Below are 21,792 nucleotides of genomic sequence, written 5' to 3' on the forward strand. Positions count from 1 at the left end.
CGGGAGTGACACTCAAAGGAGCCATATGACCGTACTGTTCGTCATTCTGGCGCTCCTGGTCGGGCTGGCACTCGGACTTCAGGGAGGGCTCTCGAAAGGACGCGCGGACCGCGCCGTGCTCGACGACGCCCTCATGCGCGAGGCGCAGGCACAGGCCCAGCAGGTCCGGGCCGACGCCGAAACGCAGGCCCGCGAACTGCGCGCCGAAGCTGCCCGTACCCGCGAGGAAGCCAGCCGACTCATCCAGGACGCCGAGACCCGCCAGGCCCACGCCGCCCAGCAGCGCGAACAGGCGCTCGCCGACGCCGCCCGCGAACGCGGCGACGCCGAACGCGACCGCCTGGACGCCCAGCGCGAACGCGAGAGTCTCAAACAGGACCGCCAGGAAACGAAACGCGAGCGCGACGAACTCAAACGCGAGATCGAACGCCTCAACCGCCGCGCCGAACAGCTCGACGCCCGCGGCGAGAAGCTCGACGGCATCGAAGAGAAACTCGAAGCGCAGGAACGCCGCCTGCAGGAAGACGCCGCGCACCTCCAGGAACGCCTGCGTGGCGCGGAGCTGAAACTCTACGAGGTGGCCGCCCTCACGCCCGAACAGGCCAGAGAACAGATCCTCAGCAAACTCGACGCCGAACTCGAAGACGAGAAGGCCATCCGCGTGCGCGCCATGCAGGAACGCGCCAGCAGCGACGCCAAACGCCACGCCCGGCACGTCATCGCGCAGGCCATCCAGCGCAGCGCGTCCGAAACGTCCGCCGCGCTCTCCGTGTCGGTCGTCCCCATCCCCAGCGACGCCATGAAGGGCCGCATCATCGGCCGCGAGGGCCGCAACATCCGCGCCTTCGAATCCCTGACCGGCGTGGACCTCATCATCGACGACACGCCCGAAGCGGTCATCCTGTCCAGCTTCAACCCGGTCAGGCGCGAGGTCGCCAAACACGTCCTCGAAGCGCTCGTGCAGGACGGACGCATCCACCCCAGCCGCATCGAGGAGATGGTCCACAAGGCGCAGGACGACATGAAGACCTTCATCCACAGCCAGGGCGAGGAGGCCGCCAGCAGCAGCGGCGTCATCGGCCTGAAACCCGGCCTGGTACAGCTGCTGGGCCGCATGTACTTCCGCACCAGTTACGGTCAGAACGTCCTGAAGCACAGCGTGCAGGTCGCGCACCTGACCGGCATCATGGCCGCCGAACTGGGCCTGGACGTCACGCTCGCCCGCCGCGCCGGACTGATGCACGACGTCGGCAAGAGCATCGACCGCGAGATCGAAGGCACGCACGTCGACATCGGCATCTCGCTCGCACGGCGCTTCGGCGAACCGATGGAAGTCATCGACGCGATCGCGCACCACCACGACCCCGAGAACGGCGAGACGCTGTACTCGGTGCTCGTCGCCGCCGCCGACGCCATCAGTGCCGCCCGGCCCGGCGCGCGCCGCGAGGAACTCGAAAGCTACATCAAACGCCTCGAGAACCTCGAACACATCGCCGTCAGCTTCCCCGGCGTGCAGACCGCGTACGCCGTGCAGGCGGGCCGTGAGGTGCGCGTCCTCGTGCAGCCGGACAAGGTCAGCGACGCGCAGGCCACCCTGCTCGCCCGCGAGATCGCCAGCCGCGTGGAGCAGGACATGGAGTACCCCGGGCAGGTGCAGGTCACGGTGGTCCGCGAGAGCCGCGCCGTGGAGATCGCCAAGTAATTCTGAGCTGACCCCTCAATGCGGCGCGGCCCTTCCACTTCGGGAGGGCCGCGCTTCCTGTGTGACGTTCAGGTTCGGACTTTTCGTGGGTCCGGAGTCGCGTGTGCCCCGCCGCTCCTGGGGTGCGGGCCGTGCGGGGCGGTCACGCCCACGAGGTCGTCCCCGGAGGCCGGGGGAGGGGTGCGGCGGGTCAACGTCTGCCAGACCTGCCGGAGTCGGTGCAGGAGGTGCGTCATGCTCCAGTGTACCCAGGTGGGCGGCCGGGCGGGAGGACAGATGGACGCGCCCGGTCCTGCCGTCAGGACCGGGTGCATGTGATGAGGGAGGGTCCGTCAGACGGTGTTGATCCGATTCCAGGGATGCCGGGAACAGCACCGACATCCCTGCCACCTCCTCAAAACCGTACTTGTTGGTGCTCGTTTCGCTCGGCTGAACTCCAAAAGTTCAGCTCAAAACCGTATCAATTCCGGGCGGGTGTGCCGTTCACGTCTCCGGCCTTCTGCTGGCGGGCGGCCTCCAGTCTGCGTTTCAGGCCGCGTTCCTTGAGGCCTTCGGCGAGGTAGTAGCTGCCGACCACTGCGGCGGCGCTCACGACCTGCAGGGTCAGGCCCTCCCAGGTGGGGTACACGCCCAGCCACAGGCTCGTCCACGAGGGGAGGGTCAGGCCGCTGACGCCGTGCACGGGGAACCAGCCGACGAGCTGCAGGACGTGGACGGTGTTGCCGACCATGACGGCCAGCACGGCGCAGATCATCATGCCGGTCCAGACGAGCAGTTTCTTCATGGGGAGTTTCGCCTGCAGCGCGAACACGAGGACGCCCACGCCGATCACGGCGACGAGGCCCAGGCCCGTGCCGCTCAGGACGGGCGCCGCGCCGGACTGCAGCGTGAGGGACTGCAGGAACAGCACCGTCTCGAATCCCTCGCGGTAGATGCTGGTGAAGCCGAGCACGGCCAGCCCCACCCACTGCCCCACCTGGCGGCCCATCAGGTTGTGCTTGGCCTTCTGGAAGTCGGCCATGCGGTCGTTCCAGTACACCTGATGGAAGAACCAGTTCATGATGACGAGCAGCACGGCGATGGCGATCACGCTCACGACCGCTTCGAGCCGCTCGCCGAAGCGCGCGAAGAGGGACAGGGTGCCGCTCATGACGAGCCACGTTCCGGCCGTGGCGAGGAAGGCGAGGGCCGCGCCCCACCACATGGGGCGCCGCAGGTGGCGCACCTCGGGGCGGCGCAGGCTGCCCATCAGGGCGGCGAGGATCAGCACGGCCTCCAGGCCCTCGCGGAACACGATGACGCCCGCGTTCGTGGCGACGGCGGCGGGCGCCTGTTCGGTGCCGAGCAGTTCGCCGGTCTGGTCGAGGGCGGCGTTCAGCTGCGCGGCGCTGGCCTGCACGGCCGCGATGGGCGCGCGGTCCCGGATGAGGCGCGCGAGTCCGGCGGGCGTCTCGCCGTTCCAGAAGAGGTTCTCGAGGCGCAGCTTGAGGTCCGGGGCGAACACCGCGATGCGCGCCTCGGGGCCGCTTTCCAGGGTGGCGTAGGCGTCGAGCCTGGCGGTCTCGGCCTGCTCGTAGTTGTGCGCGGTGACCGCACTCAGGACGTTGTTCAGCTGGCTGCGGATCACGTCGAGGTCGCCGCTCGCGTCGTGGCGTTTCCAGGCGTTGGGGAACTGCGCCTCCAGCTGGGTCTGCACGTCCGTCACGGCGGCCTGCAGGGCGGCGCTGGTGGGCGGGTCGCGGTGCGCGGCGGCCCCTTCGAGCCGGGCGTTCAGGGCGGCGAGGGCCGCCTGCGTGGCCTGCACGGCGCGCGTGTCCGGCAGGAGGGGCGCGAGGTCGGTGTAGGCGGTGGTGGCGCCCGCCAGGAAGGTCCTGGCCTCGGTGATCTCCAGGTCGCGTTTCACGGTGACCCTTCCGGCGTCGCCGCTCACGCCGCGCGCGTACTCGACCGGCACGAGTGCCAGGAAGCGCAGGGCCTGCCCGGCCCGCAGGCGCTGCTCGCGTTCGCTGAGCGGCGCGGCACGGAAGCCGTTCAGGTCCCGCGTCACGCGGTCCAGGCTGGCGGGCAGGGCCTGCAGGTCGGCGGTGGTGGCGCTGAGGGCGGCGTCGCCGCGCGCGGAGCGGTACGCGGGCGCGAGCAGTGCGAAGTACCCCTGGGCCAGGGCGGCCTGTTCGGCGCTGCGGGTGCGGTAGTCCTTGCTGCGCGCGTCCTTCAGGGCGGCGAGCGCGCCGTTCAGGCGGGCCTGGTAGCCGTCGAGCAGGTCGGCGCGCACGGCGTCCAGGGCCTGCGCGGGCGTGATCTTCCGGGCCTGCAGGGCCTGGACGGCGGTGGTCGCGTCGGCGTTCAGGCGCGTGAACCTGCTCGCCACCCGGAACTCGCGCGCCTGCAGCCAGTCGCTCGCCGCGCCCGCGTTCCCGGCCTGCACCTGGCGTTCCAGGGCCGCGTACGCGCCGCCCAGCCACGCGGTCCACACGCGCGACTGCGCGGCCGCGAAGCCCGCCTCGTCGCCCGTGCGGGCCGCCTGCAGCGCCGTCCCGAACTGCTCGCGGACGGTGCTGGCCGAGGCGGGAGCCTGTGCGCGCAGCGGGCCGTCCAGGGTCGTCAGGTACGTGCGCTGCGCGTCCTGCACGAGTTGCGCGGCCTGCGCCGGGTCGTACCCGACCTCCAGGGCGGCGTCGGCGAGGCCGGTGCGGACGGTGTCGGCGGGCGTGGCGTAGTCGGCGGCGGCGGCCGTGCCGAGCAGGCCGAGCAGCGTCAGCAGGGCGCGCTTCATTCGCTGACCTTCACGCCGAGCAGCGCGGCCGCCTGCATGAGCCGCCCGGTGATGACGGTCGCGCGGTTCTGCGCTTCCTGCTGCAGGGTGTCGGCCTGTTCGGGCGTGAAGTGCCGGACCTTCTCCTGCACGCTCAGGCGCGCCACGTAGCCCTTCAGGCTGCCGAGGCCCGAGGTGATCTGCGCGTCCAGCTGCGCGTTCCTGGCCTTCACCTGCGGGGACAGGCCGCGGTACATGGCTTCCCAGGAGGCGACGTTGCCCTGCAGGTCCGACAGGCGCGAGATGACCACGAAGTCCGTGCGGGTGGTGCGGCTGCCGAGCACGAAGCGCGAGGTCTTCCAGTTCTCGAAGAAGACCGGGCCGACGGTGGGAACGTTGCCGACGAGCGCGCCGAACACGTCGCTCTGCGTGGGCGTCCACGCGGCGGCGGCGGCCTGCAGGGCGTTCGTCTGCCGGTTCAGCTCGGTCGCGGCGGCCTTGAGGACGTTCGCGTCGGGGAGCGCGTCGCCGAAGCCGACCCGGCCGTCGCCGTCCACGTCCGTCGGCACGCCGGACGAGAAGGTCCGGACGGTGTTCCAGAGGGTGCCTTCGTTCACGCCGAAGAGGTTGCCGGGTCTGGGGAGCACCCTGCCGTTCGGGAGCTTCAGGTCGAAGGGCACGACGTCCTCTCCGCCCTCGGCGGCGCTCGTGCCCGCGTCGAGGATCAGGTCGTACTGCGAGAGGCTGTTCACGCCCGCCACGATGCCTTCCACCTCCTCGTACACCGGGCTCGCCTGCGTCCACCCGGCCCGCGCGGCGCGCAGGGCGGCCACGGCGGCCCTGTCGCTGCTCAGCTTGCGGTAGTCGAACCCGGCGGCCCTGGCGCGGGCGTAGTACGCGTCGGCGCCCCGGACGAGGGCGGCGGTGCCCTTCGCCTGCACCTGGAGGCGCGCGGTCAGGTACGTCTTGACGCCGCTCAGGTCGTTGCCGGGGGTGGCCGCCCCGGCGTGCGTGGCGAGGAGGGCGGTGGGGAGCAGGGTCAGGGTGAGCAGGGGCAGGGGAGAAAGGCGGGTCATGTACAAGTCCTCCGATATATCCGACTGGATTAGTCGGGTTTATGGAGTCATCTTGCCTCCGCCGCCCGCCCGCCGTCAACCACCCGCCCGGCACCTTCCGCCACCCGCCAGAAAAAAGCCCCGCGCACGGCGGGACCGGACACCTCCGGACACAGCGGTCCTACGCGTTCCGCTGGCCCTGCAGGTACAGTTCCAGGATCTGCACGGCGGCCGCCTCGTCCAGGTCGCTGGCGCCCAGGTCGCGGGCCCGGCGGGTGGTGAAACGCTCGTCCTGGTACACGACCTGCATGCCGGCCGCCTGCAGTTCCCGCGCGAAGGACCGCACGCGGTCGGCGGTGGGACTCTGCGCGCCGTCCGTCCGCAGCGGGAGGCCCACCACGAGCAGCGTCGCGCCCTCGGATTTCAGGCGGGCCTGCACCTGCCGCACGTCCCAGACGAGGCGCTTGCGGTCCAGGCTGCCGCGCCCGAAGGCCAGCGTCCCGTGATTCACCGCGAACCCGATCCGGTGACGGCTCACGTCCAGCGCCAGCACGGTCGGCAGGGCGCCCGCTTCGGGGGAGGGGGGGACGGTCACGCCGTGCCGCCACTGGCGCGCGCGGCCCGCAGGAACACCTGGGCGGCGCGCGTCACCTCGTCCTCGGTCGTGGCCGCCCCGAAACTGAAGCGCAGGCTGGCGCGCGCGTCCCGCTCGTTCAGGCCCAGCGCCGTCAGCACGTGACTGGGCTGCATGGTGCCCGCACTGCACGCACTGCCCGCGCTGGCCGCCACGCCCTCCATGTCGAGGTTCATCAGCAGCGCCTCGCCGTCCGCGCCGTGCGCCGTGAACGACGCGACCTTCGGACTGCCGTCCGGGCGGTGGTTGCGGCTCACGCCCGGCACGTCCAGTAGCCGCGTCATCCGGTCGTTCAGGGCGCGCAGGTGAGCGAAGGTGGCGGGCCGCTCCCGCACCGCCTCGCGCAGCGCCACGCCCGCCGCGTACACGCCCGGCGCGTTCTGCGTCCCGGCCCGCAGGCCCTTCTCCTGCCCGCCGCCCAGCTGCACCGGCGGCAGCTCCAGCCCGCGCCGCACGTACAGGTACCCCACGCCCAGCGGCCCGCCCCACTTGTGCGCGCTGAACGACGCGAAATCCACGCCCCAGCCGTGCAGGTCCACCTCCAGCACGCCCGGCGACTGCACCGCGTCCGTATGAAACAGCGCGCCGCCCGCGTGCGCCACGGCCGCCAGGGCCGCCACGTCCTGCACCACGCCCGTCTCGTTGTTCGCGTGATGCACGCTCACCAGGAAGGTGTCGGGCCGCAGGGCCGCCCGCAGCGCCTCCGGCGTCACGGTCCCGCCCGGCCCGGGCGGCAGGAACGTCACGTCCACGCCCTGCGTCTGCAGCCAGCGGGCCGGGGCGAGCAGTGCCGAGTGCTCCAGGGCCGTCGTCACGATGTGCCCCGCGTGCCCGCGCGCGCCCGCGAGGCCCAGCAGCACGTGGTTGTCGCCCTCGGTGCCGCCGCCGTTCAGCAGCAGTTCCAGCGGGTGCGCGCCCAGCGCGGCGGCCGCCATGCCGCGCCCCTCCTCCAGCCGTTCCCGGATGACCTGCCCGGCCCGGTGCACGCTGGCAGGATTGCCGGGCAGCGCGGCCACCTCGGCGTACGCGGCGAGCGCCGAGGGGCGCATCGGGTGCGTCGCGGCGTAATCGAGGTACGTGACGCCCGGACCGGCGTGCGGGCCGCTCATCGGGCGGGGAAACTCGTGAATTCCTGCCCGTTGACGCGCACCACGAACACCGCGTCCCCGCGCACCACGATGCCGTCCTGCTGCGCCGTCGCGCCCGCCGCACTGCTGCTGGGCGTGCCGCTCAGCACGGTGCGTTCCCCGTCCTGATCGCGCACCACGATGTCCACCGTGCCGTCCGGCAGGGTGGCGGGGAAGGCGTACTCCAGCCGCACCGTGCGCGTCGGCGTGGCCGCCGGGGCGGGTGTCGCCGGAGTGGTCGCGGGCGTGCCGGTGGCGGGCGTGGACGGCGTGGTGGTGTCCGTGCCGCCCGTGGTGGGCGTCGCCGGGATGCTGTTCGGGTCGGTCGTCACGCCGCTGTCGGCGGGCGTGGTGACGGGGTCCGGCGTGACGGGCGCGGGCGGCGGCACGTACACGGGCGGCGGGAGCGGCAGCGCGCCCGCACTCTGGCTCGGTCCGGCGAAGGCGACGCTCGCCACCGTCAGCGTGACGGGCGACCCCACGTCCACCTTGGTGTACGCGGCAGGCGTCTGCGACAGCACAGTGTTCTCGCGGGCGCTGCTGTTCTGCCGCGTCACGCGGTTCACGACGAGCCCCGCGCGGCGCACGAGGTCGCGCGCGTCGTCGAAACTCAGGCCCGTCAGGGGCGGCAGCCACGTCTGCTTGCTGCCGATGCCGCCCGACACGAGGAGCGTCACCTTGTCGCCCCGCTGCGCGGTCGCGCCCGCCGGGGGCAGCTGCGCGATCACGCGGCCCTTCGGGGTGTTCGTGAAGGTCCCGTCCACCGTGACCACCGGCCCGCGCGTGAGGCGGTTCTCGGCCAGCGCCACCGCCACCTGATCCATGCTCAGGTCGTCCAGGCGCGGTACGGTCAGCGGTGGCGGGTTGTTGACGGTCAGCGTCACCTGCCGTCCCGCCGGGAGACTGCTGCCCGCGGGCGGATCCTGCGACACCACCGACCCGACCGGCAGGCCCGGACCCTCGCCGTCCGCGTACACCACCAGGAACCCGCTGTCCGCGAGTTTCTGTGCGGCCTGCTCGGCGGGCTGCCCCACCACCTTCTGCACCTCGTGCACCGGCGGGTTCAGGTAGATGCGGGCCGCCTGCGCGCCCAGGTATCCCGCGCCGCCCAGGAACAGCAGGCCCGGCAGGACCGCCCACACGCTCAGCACGGGCCGCCGACGCCGCAGACGGCCGCGCCGCAGCGGCGCGAGCACCTGCGCGTTCAGGGCCGTCGCCTCCTCCAGGGTGCGCTCGGCGGGCGTCAGGTACGCCAGCTGCGGCTCGCTGCCCTCCGGGAACACCACCTCGGCGTCCGGCAGCGCGAAACCCTGCTCGGCGAGGCCCGTCGCGAGGTCCCGCAGGCCCTGCACTTCCAGTTCCCCGCGCACGGGGAGCGCCAGGAACGCCGCGAGCGGCTGCCCCTCCAGCGCCTTCCACACCGCGTAGTACGCGCCGGGCCGCGCGACCACGTCCAGCAGGCCCGCCGGGGCGAGGGCCTTCAGGGCCGAGCGGTACCGGTGAAACGAGCTGCGCTGCGCGGAACTGCTCACCTGGAACCACGCCAGGCGCAGCGGCTCCGGCTGGGAGGGCGTGCTGACGCTGTACAGCACCACGTGACCGTCGCGTGCCAGTTCGGACAGCACCTCGTATTTACTGTCGATTCTGTCCGCGTTCTGGGTCATGCCAGAGGGAAGTATAGCGGCCCGCCATGAGCGGCGCAGGACGCGCGGCACGCACCGGGCGTCACAGGCGTTCCGGCAGGCGTTCCAGCCCGTCCAGACTCAGGTCCCGCAGGGCCTCCTGCACGCTCTGCCCGTGGACGGGGTGCTGCCAGTGCGGCGCGATGTCCCGCAGCGGCGCGAGCACGAAGGCCCGCGCGAAGGCCTGCGGGTGCGGCAGCGTCAGGCGAGGCGTGTGCAGCACCGCGTCCCCGTACCCGATCAGGTCGAGGTCCAGCACCCTCGGCCCCCAGCGTTCCAGCCGCACGCGCCCGCTGAGGGCCTCGACGCCCAGCAGGGCCAGCATCAGCGCCTGCGGGCCGAGCGGCGTCTGCAGGCTCAGGGCGGCGTTCAGGTAGTCCGGCTGGCCGTCCGGGCCGCCCACCGCGCGCGTCCGGTACAGCCACGACGTGCCGGTGACGGTGCCCAGGTCCGCGAGCGTGTCGCGCGCCTGCCGCAGCGCCGTGAGCGGATCGCCGAGGTTCGCGCCGAGCGCGATCAGGGCCTCGCCCGCCGCGCGGGGGGCCGGGTCACTCAAGGGCGCGCCGTCCGAACCCCATGGGTCTGGCCGTCACGGCGGCGCGCGTCACGGTCAGTTCGGCCGTCACGTCACGCAGCACGCCCGGCAGCGGCGCGTGCGGCTTGTGCACCCGGACGGTCACGGCGTCCAGCAGCGCCTGCTCGCGCAGCAGTCGGCGCGCGATGTTCCCGGCCAGCACCTCGATGAGCTGCACGCGCGTCTGCGTCGTCTCGTGCTGCACGGCCGCGAACACCCGCTCGTAGTTCACGGCGCGGTCCAGTTCGTCCGGCAGGTCGCTGAAGTCCCAGTGCAGTTCGGTGTCCACCACGAACCGCGCGCCGAAGCGCGCCTCCTCTTCGTACACGCCGTGGTGGGCGTGGAATTCCATTCCGGACAGGACGACCTTGCTGCTCATGCGTGCCAGTGTACAGGCTGGCCGTCGGCGTCACTGTCGGCGCGGGCGCCGCGTGGCGGGCGTGTTCCCGCGTCATTCCGGCAGCGGCACCTGACCGAGCACGGCCGCCTGCACGCGCAGCGCCTGCGTGTGCGCGGCCACGTCGTGCACGCGCACCATCGCCGCGCCGCAGCGGGCCGCGTGCAGGTGCACGGCGACGCTGCCCGCGTCCCGGTCCCCGGCGAGTGCCGCGCCGCCCAGCGTGCCCACGAAGCGTTTACGGCTCGCGCCGACCAGCACCGGGTCCGGCCTGGCCGTCAGGTCCGGCAGGTCGCGCAGCAGGGTGACGTTGTGCGCCAGCGTCTTCCCGAAGCCCAGGCCCGGGTCGAGCAGCACGCCCGGCACGCCCGCCGCCCTCGCCGCGCTCGCCTGCGCGTGCAGGTAGGCGTGCACCTCGCGCGTCACGTCGTCGTAGCGGGGGGCGTGCTGCATGCTGCGCGGTTCGCCCTGCATGTGCATGATGCAGGCGGCGGCGCCCGCGTCGGCGCACACACGCGTCATCTGTGGGTCGCGCAGGCCGGACACGTCGTTCACGAGGTGCGCGCCTGCCCGCAGGGCCGCTTCGGCCACCTCGGGCTTCAGGGTGTCGACGCTCAGCACGGCGTTCCAGCCGCTCAGTTCCCGCAGGACCGGCAGGATCCGGTCGAGTTCCGTCTCGGCCGGGACGGGGTCCGCGCCGGGGCGGGTGCTCTCGCCGCCCACGTCCAGCACCAGCGCGCCCGCCCCGAGCATCGCGCGCGCCTGCGCGAGCGCGGCCGTGAGGGTCGCGTGTCGCCCGCCGTCCGAGAAGCTGTCGGGCGTGACGTTCAGGATGCCCATCACGGCGCAGCCGTCCCACGAGAGCCGCCAGCCGTGCGGGGTGCGGGCCGCGCCGGGCACGGGGCGCGCGAAGTCCAGCCGGAAGGTCACGCGCTCCCGCTGCCCGCGGGTCCTTCCGCGACCGTGCGTTCCGTGGCGGGCCGTTCCGTCACCGCCCGTTCCGAAGAGGGGCGTTCCGGAGAGGGCCGGTCCTCCAGCCGGAAGCTGACGAGCACGCCGCGTCGCCCGTCCGGGTACGCGTCCAGAAAGGCAGGCATGCGCCGACCGCTCCGGAACGGCACGTAGCTCTGCCCGCCCTGGTGGCACTCCGTGTCGAGCGCCACCGTGATCAGGTGATCGTCCGGGACGCGCGTGCCGGGCCGCAGCGAGTACCGCACCTCGGCCGTCTCGGCGCTGGCGCGCACCACCACCGGTCGGCCCGGCCCGAGCACCGCCTGCCGCTGCCGTCCGGACGCGCCCTCCTCCAGCTTCTTGCCGCCCACCCGCGAGCAGATCGCGAAGATGATCGGGCCGTGCGCCTCGTCCGCCAGGGCGTACATGGCGCTGCTGGCGCTCACGTCCGCGCGGCGGCTGAGTTCGTGGATGGCGCGGCCCGTGGGTCCGTAGCGGCGCAGCACCTCGTTCAGCAGGTCGGGCGGCATCAGGATGGTGGCCGCCCCGACGTTGCAGAGCGTCTCGATGGCCTGTTCCAGCCGTTCGTCCTCGAAGCGGTCGTGCAGTTCGCTGAGCAGGTCGTCGTCGCCGAGCAGCAGCGCGTGGCTGACCTCGTGCGCCAGCGTGAAGCGCTGCCGTTGCGGGCTGGCCCTGCGGTTCACGAGGATCACGCCGTGCTCCGGGTCGTAGGCCCCGTCGCGCTCACCGAGGTCGGTGTACACGAGCCGCGCCTTCAGTCCGGCGGCGAGCGCCTCGCTGTCCCGTCCCGGCAGGCGGGCCGCGTACTCTCCTGCCAGTTCACGCATCCGGGCGCGCTGCTCGGCACTGAGGTGGCGCTCCTCCGGGCTGGGAGGAGCGGGGTCGCCGGGCGTGGGCGTGCTCACACGGTCATTCTGACAGCAGGCCCCGCACGAGCGCCACATACCCGGCCTGCGCGTCCTCGCGCGTCTGGCCTTTCAGGGCGGCCCAGGCGTCGTATTTCGCGCCGCCCGCGAAGTCGAAGCCGCCGGGGCGCGTGCCCTGCACGTCGCCCTCGGTGCCCTGCTTGAAGTGCGCGTACAGCTTGAGGAGCGTGGCGTTGCCGGGGCGCTCGTCGAGGGTCTTGATGTCCTGCTGGGCCTGCTCGAACTGCTCCTGAAGCGTGGGGGTCATGCGAATTATTGTACCGGGTTCAGGGATTCACGGGTGGGGAGGCCCGCGCCGCCCGCGCCCGGCGACGGAAGCGCCGCAGTCCAGCGGCATACAATGAACGGGTGATAGGAAAAACGTACACGACCATGCTCGGAGGGCGCGAGCTGACCCTGGAGACCGGCAGGCTGGCCAAGCTCGTCAGCGGCTCGGTGACGCTGCGCTACGGCGACACCATGCTGCTGGTGACTGCCCAGGCCCGCGAAGACCTCTCCACCCTCGACTTCCTGCCGCTCACCGTGGAGTTCGAGGAACGCCACTACGCCGTCGGCCGCATCCCCGGCAGCTTCCCGCGCCGCGAGGGCCGTCCCGGCGAGAAGGCCATCCTGTCTGCCCGCATCACGGACCGCCAGATCCGCCCGCTCTTCCCGAAAGGCTACCGGCAGGAGACGCAGGTCATCATCACCGTGCTGTCCGCCGACGGCCAGAACGCCGCCGACGTGCTCGGCCCGGTCGGCGCGTCCGCCGCGCTCAGCATCAGCGACATCCCCTGGGCCGGACCGACCGCCTGCGTGCGCGTCGGCCTGCTGAACGGCGAGTACGTCGTGAACCCCACCACCGACCAGCTCGCCGAGTCGGATCTGGACCTCGTGGTGGCCGGCACGCGCGACGCCATCCTGATGGTCGAGGCGGGCGCGAAGGGCGCGTCCGAGGACGTGCTGGTGGGCGCCATCGAGTTCGCGCACCGCGAGATGCAGGGCCTCATCACCCTGATCGAGACGATGCGCGCCGAACTGGGCCACGAGAAGTTCACGTTCATCGCGCCCAGCGACCTGAGCGTCGACGTGGTGCCGGAACTGACCGAAGCGGCCCGCGCGGGCGGCCTCAAGGACGCGCTCCTCACGCCCGGCAAGAAGGAACGCGGCGCGCGCCTCAAGGCCCTGCGTGACGGCCTGATCGCCGCGCGCGTCGACCCGGCCGCCGAGGACGCCGCCGCGCAGACCGCGCACTACAAGGCCGCCTTCAACAAGGTCGAGAAGACCGAACTGCGCCGCCTGATCCTCGACGAGGACCTGCGCGCCGACGGCCGCAACACCCGCACCGTGCGCCCCATCTGGATCGAGGCGCGCGCCCTGCCCCGAGCGCACGGCAGCGCCATCTTCACGCGCGGCGAGACGCAGGTGCTCGGCGTCGCCACGCTCGGCACCGAACGCGACGCGATCCTCATCGACGACCTCAGCGCCGAGAAGGAAGACAAGTTCCTGCTGCACTACAACTTCCCGCCGTACAGCACCGGCGAGGTGAAACGCGTGGGCGGCCAGTCCCGCCGCGAGATCGGGCACGGCAACCTCGCCAAGCGCGCCATCCGCGCCGTCCTCCCGAGCTTCGAGGCGTTCCCGTACACCATCCGCCTCGTCGGCGAGGTGCTCGAAAGTAACGGCAGCAGCAGCATGGCGACCGTCTGCGCGGGCACCCTGGCCCTGATGGACGCGGGCGTGCCGATCACCGCGCCCGTCGCGGGCGTCGCCATGGGCCTCGTGATGGAGGACGGCCGTTACCGCATCCTGACGGACATCCTGGGCCTGGAGGACGCGCTCGGCGACATGGACTTCAAAGTCTGCGGGACCGCCGAGGGCATCACGGCCCTGCAGATGGACATCAAGATCGGCGGGATCACGCCCGCCATCATGCGCGAGGCGCTCGCCCAGGCCCGCGACGGCCGCCTGCACATCCTCGGCAAGATGGCCGAGGTGCTCGCCGCGCCGCGTGCGCAGCTGGCCCCCACCGCGCCCCGCATCCTGAGCCTCAAGATCAACCCGGAACTCATCGGGAAGGTCATCGGGCCGGGCGGCAAGCAGATCCGCGAGCTCGAAGCGATGGGTGCGAGCGTCAACATCGACGAGGACGGCACCGTCCGCATCTTCAGCGCGGACGGCGCGGCGGGCGAGGCCGTCAGGGCCCGCATCGAGGCGCTCACCCGCACGGCCGCCGTCGGCGAGGAGTTCGACGGTACGGTCGTCAAGACCACGCCGTTCGGGGCGTTCATCAACCTCTTCGCCGGTCAGGACGGCATGCTGCACATCTCGCAGATGAGCGAGGAGCGCATCCAGACGGTGGAAGACGCCATGAACGTCGGTGACAGGCTGCGCGTCAAGATCGCCGGGATCGACGACCGCGGCAAGATCGACCTGATCCGCCCGGAACTCGAAGGCAAGATCGCCCCGCGCGAACCGCGCGCGCCGCGCGAAGGCGGCGACCGGGGCCGCCCGCGCCGCTGAACCCCACCCCCTGAACCGTGCAGGTCCTGCAGCGTGGCCCGTCCCTTCACCGGGGCGGGCCGCGTTCGTTCGGGCGGCACCTGAGCGGACGGGCCCGGTGGCAGGATGGCAGACTGGCGGGCGTGCCCGTCCCGCGCCCCTCCTCCGGTCCCGTCCTGCCCCTTCTGTACGTCACCCCTTCCACATGAAACCTTCATGTCCTGCCTCACCGGTGGCAGGGCGCACAAAGTCCGCATGGGTCGCCTGAGAGCATCGGGCATGCCTCGCCCCCGCCTCGCCTCCCTCGCCCTGCTCCCGGCCCTGCTGCTGGCCGCCTGCGCGCCCCGCGCCGCCCAGCCGCCCGTGCCGTTCACGGACTACGTGGCGATGGGCGACAGCATCACGGCCGGCATGCAGTCGGCAGGCCTCACGGCCGCCTCGCAGGACGCGGCGTTCCCGGTGCTGCTCGGCCGCCGTGCCGGACTGGACATCCAGATGCCCGAGATCGCCGACCCCGGCTGCCCTCCCCCCATCCGGTCCGCCACGGACGACATCAGCACCGCCAGCATCGACCAGGCGGCCTGCACGCGCCTGCACCCGGAGGTGGTCAGCCCCGTGGTCGCCATTCCCGGCGCGCGCGTCGCGGACGTGTACAGCACCACCGACGCCCGCGTGCAGAACCCCGACCCGCTGCTGTACTCCGCCAAGCTGTACCGCGCGGTTCTCGGGCCGGGCCGCACGCAGCTGCAGGCGGCGCTGGCCCTGCGTCCGAAATTCGTCACGCTCTGGATCGGCGCGAACGACGTGCTGCTCCCCACCCTGCGCGGCCACCCGGAACAGGCCACGCCGCCCAACGTGTTCCGCGCCAACTACGCGCGCCTGCTGGACGCGCTCGAACCGACCGGGGCGCGCATCGTGGTGCTGACCGTGCCGGACGTGACGCGCGTCCCGGCCCTCGTCCCCATGCGCCTGCTGCTGCTGAACGGCAGCGTGGACGCCTCGTGCAGCGGCGTGGACGGCTACTTCGGGACGCTCAGCCTGCTGAACGTCACGGCCCGCAACCCGCTCCGATGCCCGTCCGACAGCGTCGTCACGCCCGCCAAGTACGCGCTGGCCCGCAACACCGTCCTGCGGTACAACGAGATCATCACTCAGCTCGCCGCGGAACGCGGGGTCGCCGTGTTCGACGTGAACCCCGTCCTGGCAACCCTGCCGGGCCGTCCCCTGATTCCCACGCCGGACTCACCGTTCGGCAGCACCTTCAGCCTGGACGGCGTGCATCCCTCCGGCAACACGCACCGCCTGCTGGCACAGCTGCTGGCCGGGTTCCTGAACCGCACCTACGGCACCGCCATCAACACCTGGTGAGCCGGGCGGCCGTTCTGCGGCCAGGGATTGACCGGGAGCCGGTTCAGTCGCGCAGGCCGCGCGGTGCGGTGGCGGGCCGGATGCTGGTCTGGGTGCTGGCGCGTTCGGAGGTGGCGTTGGCGTCCGGCGTGTCCTGCGGTTCCGGGCGATACACGGGCAGGTCCGGCAGGTCGGAGGTGCTGGCGCGCCGCTGCGTCACGACGCGGTTCCCGACCATCAGGACGCCCAGCAGGCCCAGGCCGATCACGGCGATGGGTGTCCGTTGCTGCGGGTACAGCACGAGGCCCATCAGGGTGAAGTACACCAGCACGAGCGCCAGATACGTGAGAGGACTGGTGCCGCGCCGGGAACTGATGAGCATGTCCACGTACAGCGGCCCTTCCGCCTGACGGCCCGGCAGGGCGTAGCGGGGGAGGGTGCCGCTCTGTTCGATGTCCACGACGATGGCGGTGATGTTGTCGGGGCCACCCTCGTCGTTGGAGCGGTCGATGAGCTGCCGGACGGCGTTGTCGGGGTTCGGCTGGCTCGCCAGGATGCGGTACAGGTCCGCTTCCTCGATCACGCCGCTCAGGCCGTCGCTGCACAGCAGCAGGCGGTCGCCGCGCCGCACCTGCAGGCCGTACAGTTCGAGCCGAACGCGTTCCTCCCCGCCGAGCGCGTTGCTGACGACGCTGCGCCACTGGTGGTTGCGGGCTTCCTCCTCGGTCAGGTGTCCGAGGCGCACCTGTTCGGCCACCCAGGAGTGGTCCTCGGTGAGGCGGTGCAGTTGCCGGTCGCGCAGCAGGTACGCGCGGGAATCCCCGACGTGCGCGATGAGGGCGGCGGCGCGGTCGATCACCATGGCGACCAGGGTGGTGCCCATGCCGACGTACTCGCCGACGGCACTGCGCAGCACGGCGAGGTTCGCTTCCTGAACGGCCTCGGCGAGGCGTTCGGGCGCGGAGCCGTTGCCGTTCAGGAAACTGCTGCTGAGCGTGTCGAGCGCGAGGTTTGCGGCGAGCTCCCCGGCGGCGTGTCCGCCCATGCCGTCCGCGACCGCGAACAGGCCTCCCCGGGGCAGGTCAAGGATCAGGCCCGCGTCCTGATTGACGCTGCGTTGGCGGCCCACGTCGGTCAGGAGCCCTGATGAAAGGAGGGAGGGTGCGCTCGGGCGCATGCGTTGAGTATAGGGATTGTTCAGACGCGCGACTGCCAAGTGACTCACCCCCCCTTTCTTTCTGTTTCAGGTTCAGGTTGTTAATCCGGGGAAATCGTTTGCTGAATGGCGATGTTCAGGCTGGCGTGTCGGGGGTCGGCGTCCGTCGGAGCGGTGTGGCCTGGGGGGAAGGGTCCTGAACCGTTTCCATCATAGGATGAAGTCTTTCTTAAGATCCGGAGAAATCCGACGTTTCAGGAGCAGCGCCTTGCACCACCCTGCACTCAGTGGCTGTGACCGCCGCTCTGACCACGCTTCCCGGCCACTTCCTCACGGATCTCCGCCACCAGGAAGGTGCAGGCCTCCGCGCACGGGATCGCGCCCGGCACCCCCGAGAAGAACGTCTGCGGGAGGCGATGCCCGGCCCACACGCGCGTCTTCAGGCAGCCGCCGCACACGTCCTGCGCCACGTGCTCCACCTGTTCCGGCGTGGCCTTCTGCACCTTGGCGTAGATGCCCGTCTGACGGCGCGCGGTGGTGGGCCACGGCGTGGAGCGCAGCGCGTGCGTGTGGCAGGCGTACCCTTCCTCCACCACGGCCGGGTACAGCAGGTGCACGGCGCGCTGCAGGTCGGACGCGTTCATCACGGCCCGCCAGCCGCGCCGCAGATTACGCAGGGTGTGCACGGGCCGGTGCTCGCCCGCCTCCGTGAGGCGCGTGTGGTCGCGCAGGCCTTCCGGCGTGACGAGCGTGACGAGCGTCTCGCTGCTGCGTCCCTCGTCGAGCGCGTGCCGCAGTTCGTACAGCCCGCCCTGCGGACGGATCAGGATCTCGCCCATGCGCAGCCCCTGGTCGGCCAGGGCGGTCAGGGCGTCCCACGCGGCGCGGTGGTCCTGCGCGCGGTCCCCGCCGGTCACGCTCGCGCCGCGCGCCTCCTCGGCCAGCTGCACGATCACGTCCGCCACGGCCGGGTGCGTCCCGACCGGCTTGCCGTAGTACACGGTCTGCTCGAGGCCGGGCGCGTCCTGACCGTCCTCCGGGCCGGGGAACACGGTGACGGTCCCCTCCAGGCCCAGGTCCTCGGGAATGGTTTCCAGCGTGTGCCACCCCTCGGACGCGAAGAACGGCACCATCACCACGCGGCTCGCGCGGACCTTCTCGCGCCAGCCCGTCACTTTCGGTTCCTCGTCGAGGAAGAGGGCGTGCACCTCGCTGAACACGCCGCGTTCACGCAGCAGCGCGGCGTTCTGGTGCACGATCTTGTTGCTGTTCTCGTTGCGGGTCGTGCCGTGCCCGATGATGATCAGGGCCGTGTCCTCGCCGTCCGCGTCGGGCAGGACCTCGCGGGCGCGTTCGAGGATCACGTCCGTCATGGCGGGGTGCACGCCGTACGGCAGCGTGTAGCGGACGGTGCGCCCGCCGAGCGTGCGGGCCACGCCTTCCCGCGGGACGGGGCCCTGGTGCCCGAGGCCCATCTCGCGCGGGATGACCGTCTCCGTGAAGTACCCTTCCGAGATGAACATGGGAATGATGGTCACGTCCGTGTACCGGCACGTGCGCAGGACCTGCCTCAGGCTCGGCTCTTCCTTCCAGTAGCCTTCGACCACCTCGTCGAAGAGGCCCCGGGAGCGGAGCAGTTCGGCGTACCGGTACACCGCCGCTGCCGACTCGGGATTGAGGTGGGAACCGTGACCGACGAGAACCAGAGAACGCATGACCACAGTGTAGGCGTGGCCCGCCGGGACACTTGTGGGCGATGGGGATATTCGGGACGCCCCGGAACAGGGCGCGCGGGTCAGCGGCCGGTCTTGCCGCCGAACAGTTCGGACACGAGCGTCCCGCGTTCCCTGAGGGCCGCCTGGAAGGCCGCCGCGTCGTTCAGCGGGGCGGGAGGGCGCGGCGCGGCGTGGTGGGCCGCAGGGGAGGGCGCCGGTGCGGGCGGGGGCGTCCCGGACTGTACGCGCGGCGTCCTGAACATGCCGGGGTGCTCCTCGAACACGGCGGTCACGTCGTCCGGCAGCGCGTCCAGCAGGGCCGCGTATTCGCGTTCCTGCAGCAGCGTGCCCTGCAGGGCCGCGTCGCCCAGGTCGTCCAGCAGGCGGTTCATGAGCGCGAAGAGTTTCGCGGCGTACGCCTGCACCTCCTGCTCCTGCGGCAGGTACCCGCGGTGGATGACCCGGTTCCTGAAGTCCGCGCCGAGGCCCTGCGGCGTCAGGAAGTCCGGCGCGCGTCCCTCACGGGCGAGGTACGTGGCCGCGAACGCGCCCAGCTGCCGTTCGCTCTGCGTGACGAGCAGCTTCCAGGTGCCGTCCAGGGCACGCACGGCGTCTTCCAGGTCGTGGCCCTGCTGCGCGGCGTGCTCGAGCTGCGCGGCCTTCAGGTAGAACTCCAGGCAGCGTTCCATGGCCGCCGCGAAGTTCACGACGGCCTCGCGCGCGTACCCGTCCATCAGGGCGCGCGTGCCGAGGTCGAACAGCGTCTCGAAGCGCTGCTTGCGGATGAACAGCGCGTAGCGGCCGTCGCACTCGGGGCAGCGCAGGTCGTGCATGCCGCTGTCGTGGTACTCGGTCTGGAAGCGGTGCCCGCAGTGCGGGCAGGCGGTCGGGATCTTCACGGCAGGGGTCGGTCCGGCGGCGCGATGACGTACACGGTGCCGCTGGAGTGCGTCTGCCACAGGTGCTCGAAGGTGGCGCGCGGGTACGTCCGGCGGACGGTGGCGTCGCTGGGCGCGGCCGGGTCGTTCAGGACGGGGTTGCCCTGCGCGTCGAAGCCGACGAGGACCATCAGGTGGCCGTCGCTGGCGGGGATGGGCGCGCCCGGCAGTTCGCCTTTCTTCCAGCCGAGACTCACGGCGAGCGGGACGCCCGCCTGCAGGTAGCGTTCGGCGGCCGTCAGGTCCGGCAGGCGGGCCACGAAGGCGCGCAGGCCCAGGCTGCCCGCGTACGCGGTGTTGAAGGGCCAGTTGCCGGTGCCTTCGTACGCGTCGTCGTAGGTGGCGGCGGCGGCCTGCGGGACCGTGACCTGCACGCCCCAGTACGCGAGGATCATGCTGGTGCTGGTCGGGCTGCACCACACCTCGCCGCCGCCGGGGTAGATCATCTGCGAGCGTGGCGGGACGTTCAGGACGTGACCCCAGGCGCGCCGGTCGCTCGTGGCGCTCACGGGCTTCGCGGGGGTGCCGGTCGTGAAGGCGAGCAGCGTGAGGCGCGCGTCCTGCACGGTCACGCGGTACTGGTACGCGTCTGCGGGCGCGGTGAGGCTGAGGGTGTCGGTGTTCAGGGTGCCTGCCGCGTCGCGTTGCCCGTCGATGCTGCTGCGTCCCTTGGCGGTCGTCCAGCTGCCGAAGCTGTACCAGCGCGTCCAGCCGTTCGCCTGCCTCGCGCGGACTTCCAGCGTGACCCGGCCCGCGCCGCTGCCGGGGGGCGTGACGGCGTTCCAGGAGGGGATCAGCTGCGTGAAGCTGGGGGCGGCCGTGACAGGGCCCGTCCAGCGGTTCTGGTCGCCGGTGCCCGCCTCGCGGTTCGCCTGCAGGTCGGCGGCATTCAGGACGGTGGTGGTGGAGGCCGGGAAGCGCAGCGTCATGGGCGCGGCGAGGGCCGTGCCGCCCAGCAGGGCCGTGAGGATGAGGCGTCGGAGCATGGCTGATTCTGCCGTGCCGTCACGCGGGCCGGGTGAGGGCGCGCGGGACCGGTGGGCGGCGTCACGGGCGCGCCTGCGTGATGGCCTGTGTGACGGTGCGTTCCTGCAGGTACAGCAGCGCTTCCGGGAGGGCGGCGCGCCACGTGACCCAGTTGTGGCCGCTCTGGTATTCGCGGTACTGGTGCGGCACGCCCTGGTCCGCGAGGGTGGCGGCCATGCGGCGGTTCGGTCCGGTCAGCCATTCGAGCGTGCCGGTGTCCAGGCTGACGCGCAGGTGGCGGGGCGGGGCGAGCGTCAGCTGCTCGCGCAGCCATTCTCCGGCGGTGGTGGTGTCGATGCCTTCCGGCGTGCGGCCCTGCGGGTGGGCGATGAACGCCCCGGAGTGACTCGCAACCCGTCCGAACAGCTCCGGGTGACGGCTCCCCAGGTACAGGCTGATGAGGCCGCCCAGGCTCGCGCCCCACAGGCCGCGCCCGGCCGCGTCGCGCGCCACGCTGTACTGTCCTTCCACGCGCGGCCACACCTCGCCCGTCAGGAAGTCCAGGTAGCGGTCGTTCAGGTAGTACTCCTCGTTGCGGTCGCCGGGCTCCACGAACACCAGTACGGCCGGGTCGATCAGGTGGGCGGCGAGTGCGCGGTCCATCAGTTCCCCGAGCTTCCCGGTGCGGTAGAAGGCCACGCCGTCCTGCACGTAGTACACGGGGTACGTCACGGCCGGGTCGTAGTGGGGGGGCGTGTACACGATGGCGCGGCGCGTCCCGCCGAACACGCCGCCCTCCCAGCTGAGGCGGTGCGCGGTCCCGGACGGCACGTCTTCCGTCTGCGTACTCAGCGGGTGCTGTTCGTAGTGGCCGTTCACGGCGGCGCGCGGGTACGTCCACCAGGGGTTCAGGCTGCGCCGGTCGTTGTCCGGGTCGGGGAAGGGGTGGCCCGCGCCGTCCAGCCACGCGTACTCCACCCACGCGCCGCGCGGGAGGGTCAGCGTGACGGGTTGCCCGTTCAGGACGGGGATGGCGGGGCGTTTCTTCCAGTCGGTGAAGTCCCCCACGAGGGCGGTGGCGCCCTCGGGCGGTGTGAAGGTGGCGACGGAACCAGCGACAGTGACGGCCATGCCCGGATTGTAGACCGCCCCGCGGTGCCGGATTCCGGTGCCCGGAGGATTCGCGCGTCTTTCTCTCTGTTTCGTTTTTTGCTGTCCTGCATGCGTTTTGGTGGTGTGGGGCGGGGGAGATGAAGGGAGTTCACGGGTGGGCGCTTGACAGTTGGCGGAGTGTCCTGTATCTTTTCTGAGCCTCCGAGCGAGGCAGCCGAAGAAAGCGAACGCAGACGCGGCGAGGTGCATGAAAAT

19 protein-coding genes are annotated in these 21,792 nt (G+C 71.8%); 3 read left to right on the forward strand and 16 right to left on the reverse strand.

The features are described 5' to 3' along the window. The first annotated feature begins 25 nt into the window (after positions 1-25). Entirely contained in the window at positions 26-1,702 is a 1,677-nt protein-coding gene (gene rny / locus IEY33_RS18130) for a ribonuclease Y (protein ID WP_188964703.1), read from the forward strand. Between the two features lie 68 nt (positions 1,703-1,770). On the opposite strand, the gene IEY33_RS18135 is transcribed toward rny, so the two are convergent. The 11 genes from IEY33_RS18135 to IEY33_RS18185 all read right to left on the reverse strand — a co-directional run bounded on the left by IEY33_RS18135 (position 1,771) and on the right by IEY33_RS18185 (position 12,068). Then, entirely contained in the window at positions 1,771-1,938 is a 168-nt protein-coding gene (locus IEY33_RS18135) for a hypothetical protein (RefSeq protein WP_188964704.1), read from the reverse strand. Between the two features lie 224 nt (positions 1,939-2,162). Further along, positions 2,163-4,475, reverse strand: coding sequence for a 4-helix bundle domain-containing protein (locus IEY33_RS18140; RefSeq protein WP_188964705.1), 2,313 nt, complete (start codon positions 4,473-4,475; stop codon positions 2,163-2,165). Then, on the reverse strand, positions 4,472-5,530 hold the full coding sequence (locus IEY33_RS18145) for an imelysin family protein (RefSeq protein ID WP_188964706.1): 1,059 nt from the start codon (positions 5,528-5,530) through the stop codon (positions 4,472-4,474). The genes IEY33_RS18140 and IEY33_RS18145 overlap by 4 nt, the downstream gene beginning before the upstream one ends. A gap of 160 nt (positions 5,531-5,690) precedes the next feature. Further along, positions 5,691-6,104: a Holliday junction resolvase RuvX gene (ruvX, locus tag IEY33_RS18150; RefSeq protein WP_188964707.1), complete on the reverse strand. Its 414-nt coding sequence runs from the start codon at positions 6,102-6,104 to the stop codon at positions 5,691-5,693. After that, on the reverse strand, positions 6,101-7,252 hold the full coding sequence (locus IEY33_RS18155; RefSeq protein WP_188964708.1) for a cysteine desulfurase family protein: 1,152 nt from the start codon (positions 7,250-7,252) through the stop codon (positions 6,101-6,103). The genes ruvX and IEY33_RS18155 overlap by 4 nt, the downstream gene beginning before the upstream one ends. Further along, positions 7,249-8,934, reverse strand: a complete 1,686-nt coding sequence (locus IEY33_RS18160; RefSeq protein ID WP_188964709.1) for a PASTA domain-containing protein — start codon at positions 8,932-8,934, stop codon at positions 7,249-7,251. Before IEY33_RS18160 ends, IEY33_RS18155 begins: the two co-directional genes overlap by 4 nt. A gap of 61 nt (positions 8,935-8,995) precedes the next feature. Further along, positions 8,996-9,508 (reverse strand): 2-amino-4-hydroxy-6-hydroxymethyldihydropteridine diphosphokinase, encoded by a 513-nt coding sequence (gene folK, locus IEY33_RS18165; RefSeq protein ID WP_188964710.1) that lies wholly within the window; start codon positions 9,506-9,508, stop codon positions 8,996-8,998. Then, on the reverse strand, positions 9,501-9,905 hold the full coding sequence (folB, locus tag IEY33_RS18170; protein WP_188964711.1) for a dihydroneopterin aldolase: 405 nt from the start codon (positions 9,903-9,905) through the stop codon (positions 9,501-9,503). The genes folK and folB overlap by 8 nt, the downstream gene beginning before the upstream one ends. Positions 9,906-9,977: 72 nt before the next feature. Next, the gene (folP, locus tag IEY33_RS18175; RefSeq protein ID WP_229671151.1) at positions 9,978-10,853 is read right to left on the reverse strand and encodes a dihydropteroate synthase; all 876 of its coding nucleotides are present in this window, start codon (positions 10,851-10,853) and stop codon (positions 9,978-9,980) included. Then, entirely contained in the window at positions 10,850-11,800 is a 951-nt protein-coding gene (locus tag IEY33_RS18180; RefSeq protein ID WP_306415625.1) for an ImmA/IrrE family metallo-endopeptidase, read from the reverse strand. The genes folP and IEY33_RS18180 overlap by 4 nt, the downstream gene beginning before the upstream one ends. A 4-nt stretch (positions 11,801-11,804) precedes the next feature. Beyond that, entirely contained in the window at positions 11,805-12,068 is a 264-nt protein-coding gene (locus IEY33_RS18185) for an acyl-CoA-binding protein (RefSeq protein ID WP_188964712.1), read from the reverse strand. 101 nt (positions 12,069-12,169) lie between these two features. On the opposite strand from IEY33_RS18185, the gene pnp reads away from it, so the two are divergent. Both pnp and IEY33_RS18195 read left to right on the forward strand, forming a co-directional pair. Further along, the gene (gene pnp, locus IEY33_RS18190; RefSeq protein WP_188964713.1) at positions 12,170-14,323 is read left to right on the forward strand and encodes a polyribonucleotide nucleotidyltransferase; all 2,154 of its coding nucleotides are present in this window, start codon (positions 12,170-12,172) and stop codon (positions 14,321-14,323) included. A gap of 258 nt (positions 14,324-14,581) precedes the next feature. Then, positions 14,582-15,670: an SGNH/GDSL hydrolase family protein gene (locus IEY33_RS18195; protein ID WP_188964714.1), complete on the forward strand. Its 1,089-nt coding sequence runs from the start codon at positions 14,582-14,584 to the stop codon at positions 15,668-15,670. Between the two features lie 43 nt (positions 15,671-15,713). Here the strand turns inward: IEY33_RS18195 and IEY33_RS18200 are convergent, their stop codons facing one another. From IEY33_RS18200 to IEY33_RS18220, 5 genes are all read right to left on the reverse strand, one after another. After that, entirely contained in the window at positions 15,714-16,826 is a 1,113-nt protein-coding gene (locus tag IEY33_RS18200; protein ID WP_188964715.1) for a Stp1/IreP family PP2C-type Ser/Thr phosphatase, read from the reverse strand. Positions 16,827-17,089: 263 nt separating this feature from the next. Then, positions 17,090-18,571, reverse strand: a complete 1,482-nt coding sequence (locus IEY33_RS18205) for a CbiX/SirB N-terminal domain-containing protein (protein WP_268238851.1) — start codon at positions 18,569-18,571, stop codon at positions 17,090-17,092. 29 nt (positions 18,572-18,600) lie between these two features. Continuing rightward, positions 18,601-19,419 (reverse strand): hypothetical protein, encoded by an 819-nt coding sequence (locus tag IEY33_RS18210; protein WP_188964717.1) that lies wholly within the window; start codon positions 19,417-19,419, stop codon positions 18,601-18,603. Next, positions 19,416-20,444 (reverse strand): C39 family peptidase, encoded by a 1,029-nt coding sequence (locus tag IEY33_RS18215; RefSeq protein WP_188964718.1) that lies wholly within the window; start codon positions 20,442-20,444, stop codon positions 19,416-19,418. The genes IEY33_RS18210 and IEY33_RS18215 overlap by 4 nt, the downstream gene beginning before the upstream one ends. Before the next feature lie 61 nt (positions 20,445-20,505). Next, positions 20,506-21,555, reverse strand: coding sequence for an alpha/beta hydrolase (locus IEY33_RS18220; RefSeq protein WP_188964719.1), 1,050 nt, complete (start codon positions 21,553-21,555; stop codon positions 20,506-20,508). Positions 21,556-21,792 lie beyond the last annotated feature (237 nt).

The sequence above is a fragment of the Deinococcus aquiradiocola genome (genome assembly GCF_014646915.1).
GTDB classification, from domain to species: domain Bacteria; phylum Deinococcota; class Deinococci; order Deinococcales; family Deinococcaceae; genus Deinococcus; species Deinococcus aquiradiocola.

What these genes read in the sequence shown, in the direction of transcription:
- IEY33_RS18220 (WP_188964719.1), bottom strand. Translation starts at nt 21,555, where the DNA reads ATGGCCGTCACTGTCGCTGGTTCCGTCGCCACCTTCACACCGCCCGAG.
- rny (WP_188964703.1), top strand. Translation starts at nt 26, where the DNA reads ATGACCGTACTGTTCGTCATTCTGGCGCTCCTGGTCGGGCTGGCACTC.
- IEY33_RS18145 (WP_188964706.1), bottom strand. Translation starts at nt 5,530, where the DNA reads ATGACCCGCCTTTCTCCCCTGCCCCTGCTCACCCTGACCCTGCTCCCC.
- IEY33_RS18140 (WP_188964705.1), bottom strand. Translation starts at nt 4,475, where the DNA reads ATGAAGCGCGCCCTGCTGACGCTGCTCGGCCTGCTCGGCACGGCCGCC.
- IEY33_RS18155 (WP_188964708.1), bottom strand. Translation starts at nt 7,252, where the DNA reads ATGAGCGGCCCGCACGCCGGTCCGGGCGTCACGTACCTCGATTACGCC.
- IEY33_RS18200 (WP_188964715.1), bottom strand. Translation starts at nt 16,826, where the DNA reads ATGCGCCCGAGCGCACCCTCCCTCCTTTCATCAGGGCTCCTGACCGAC.
- IEY33_RS18135 (WP_188964704.1), bottom strand. Translation starts at nt 1,938, where the DNA reads ATGACGCACCTCCTGCACCGACTCCGGCAGGTCTGGCAGACGTTGACC.
- IEY33_RS18185 (WP_188964712.1), bottom strand. Translation starts at nt 12,068, where the DNA reads ATGACCCCCACGCTTCAGGAGCAGTTCGAGCAGGCCCAGCAGGACATC.
- IEY33_RS18215 (WP_188964718.1), bottom strand. Translation starts at nt 20,444, where the DNA reads ATGCTCCGACGCCTCATCCTCACGGCCCTGCTGGGCGGCACGGCCCTC.
- IEY33_RS18195 (WP_188964714.1), top strand. Translation starts at nt 14,582, where the DNA reads ATGCCTCGCCCCCGCCTCGCCTCCCTCGCCCTGCTCCCGGCCCTGCTG.
- folB (WP_188964711.1), bottom strand. Translation starts at nt 9,905, where the DNA reads ATGAGCAGCAAGGTCGTCCTGTCCGGAATGGAATTCCACGCCCACCAC.
- IEY33_RS18160 (WP_188964709.1), bottom strand. Translation starts at nt 8,934, where the DNA reads ATGACCCAGAACGCGGACAGAATCGACAGTAAATACGAGGTGCTGTCC.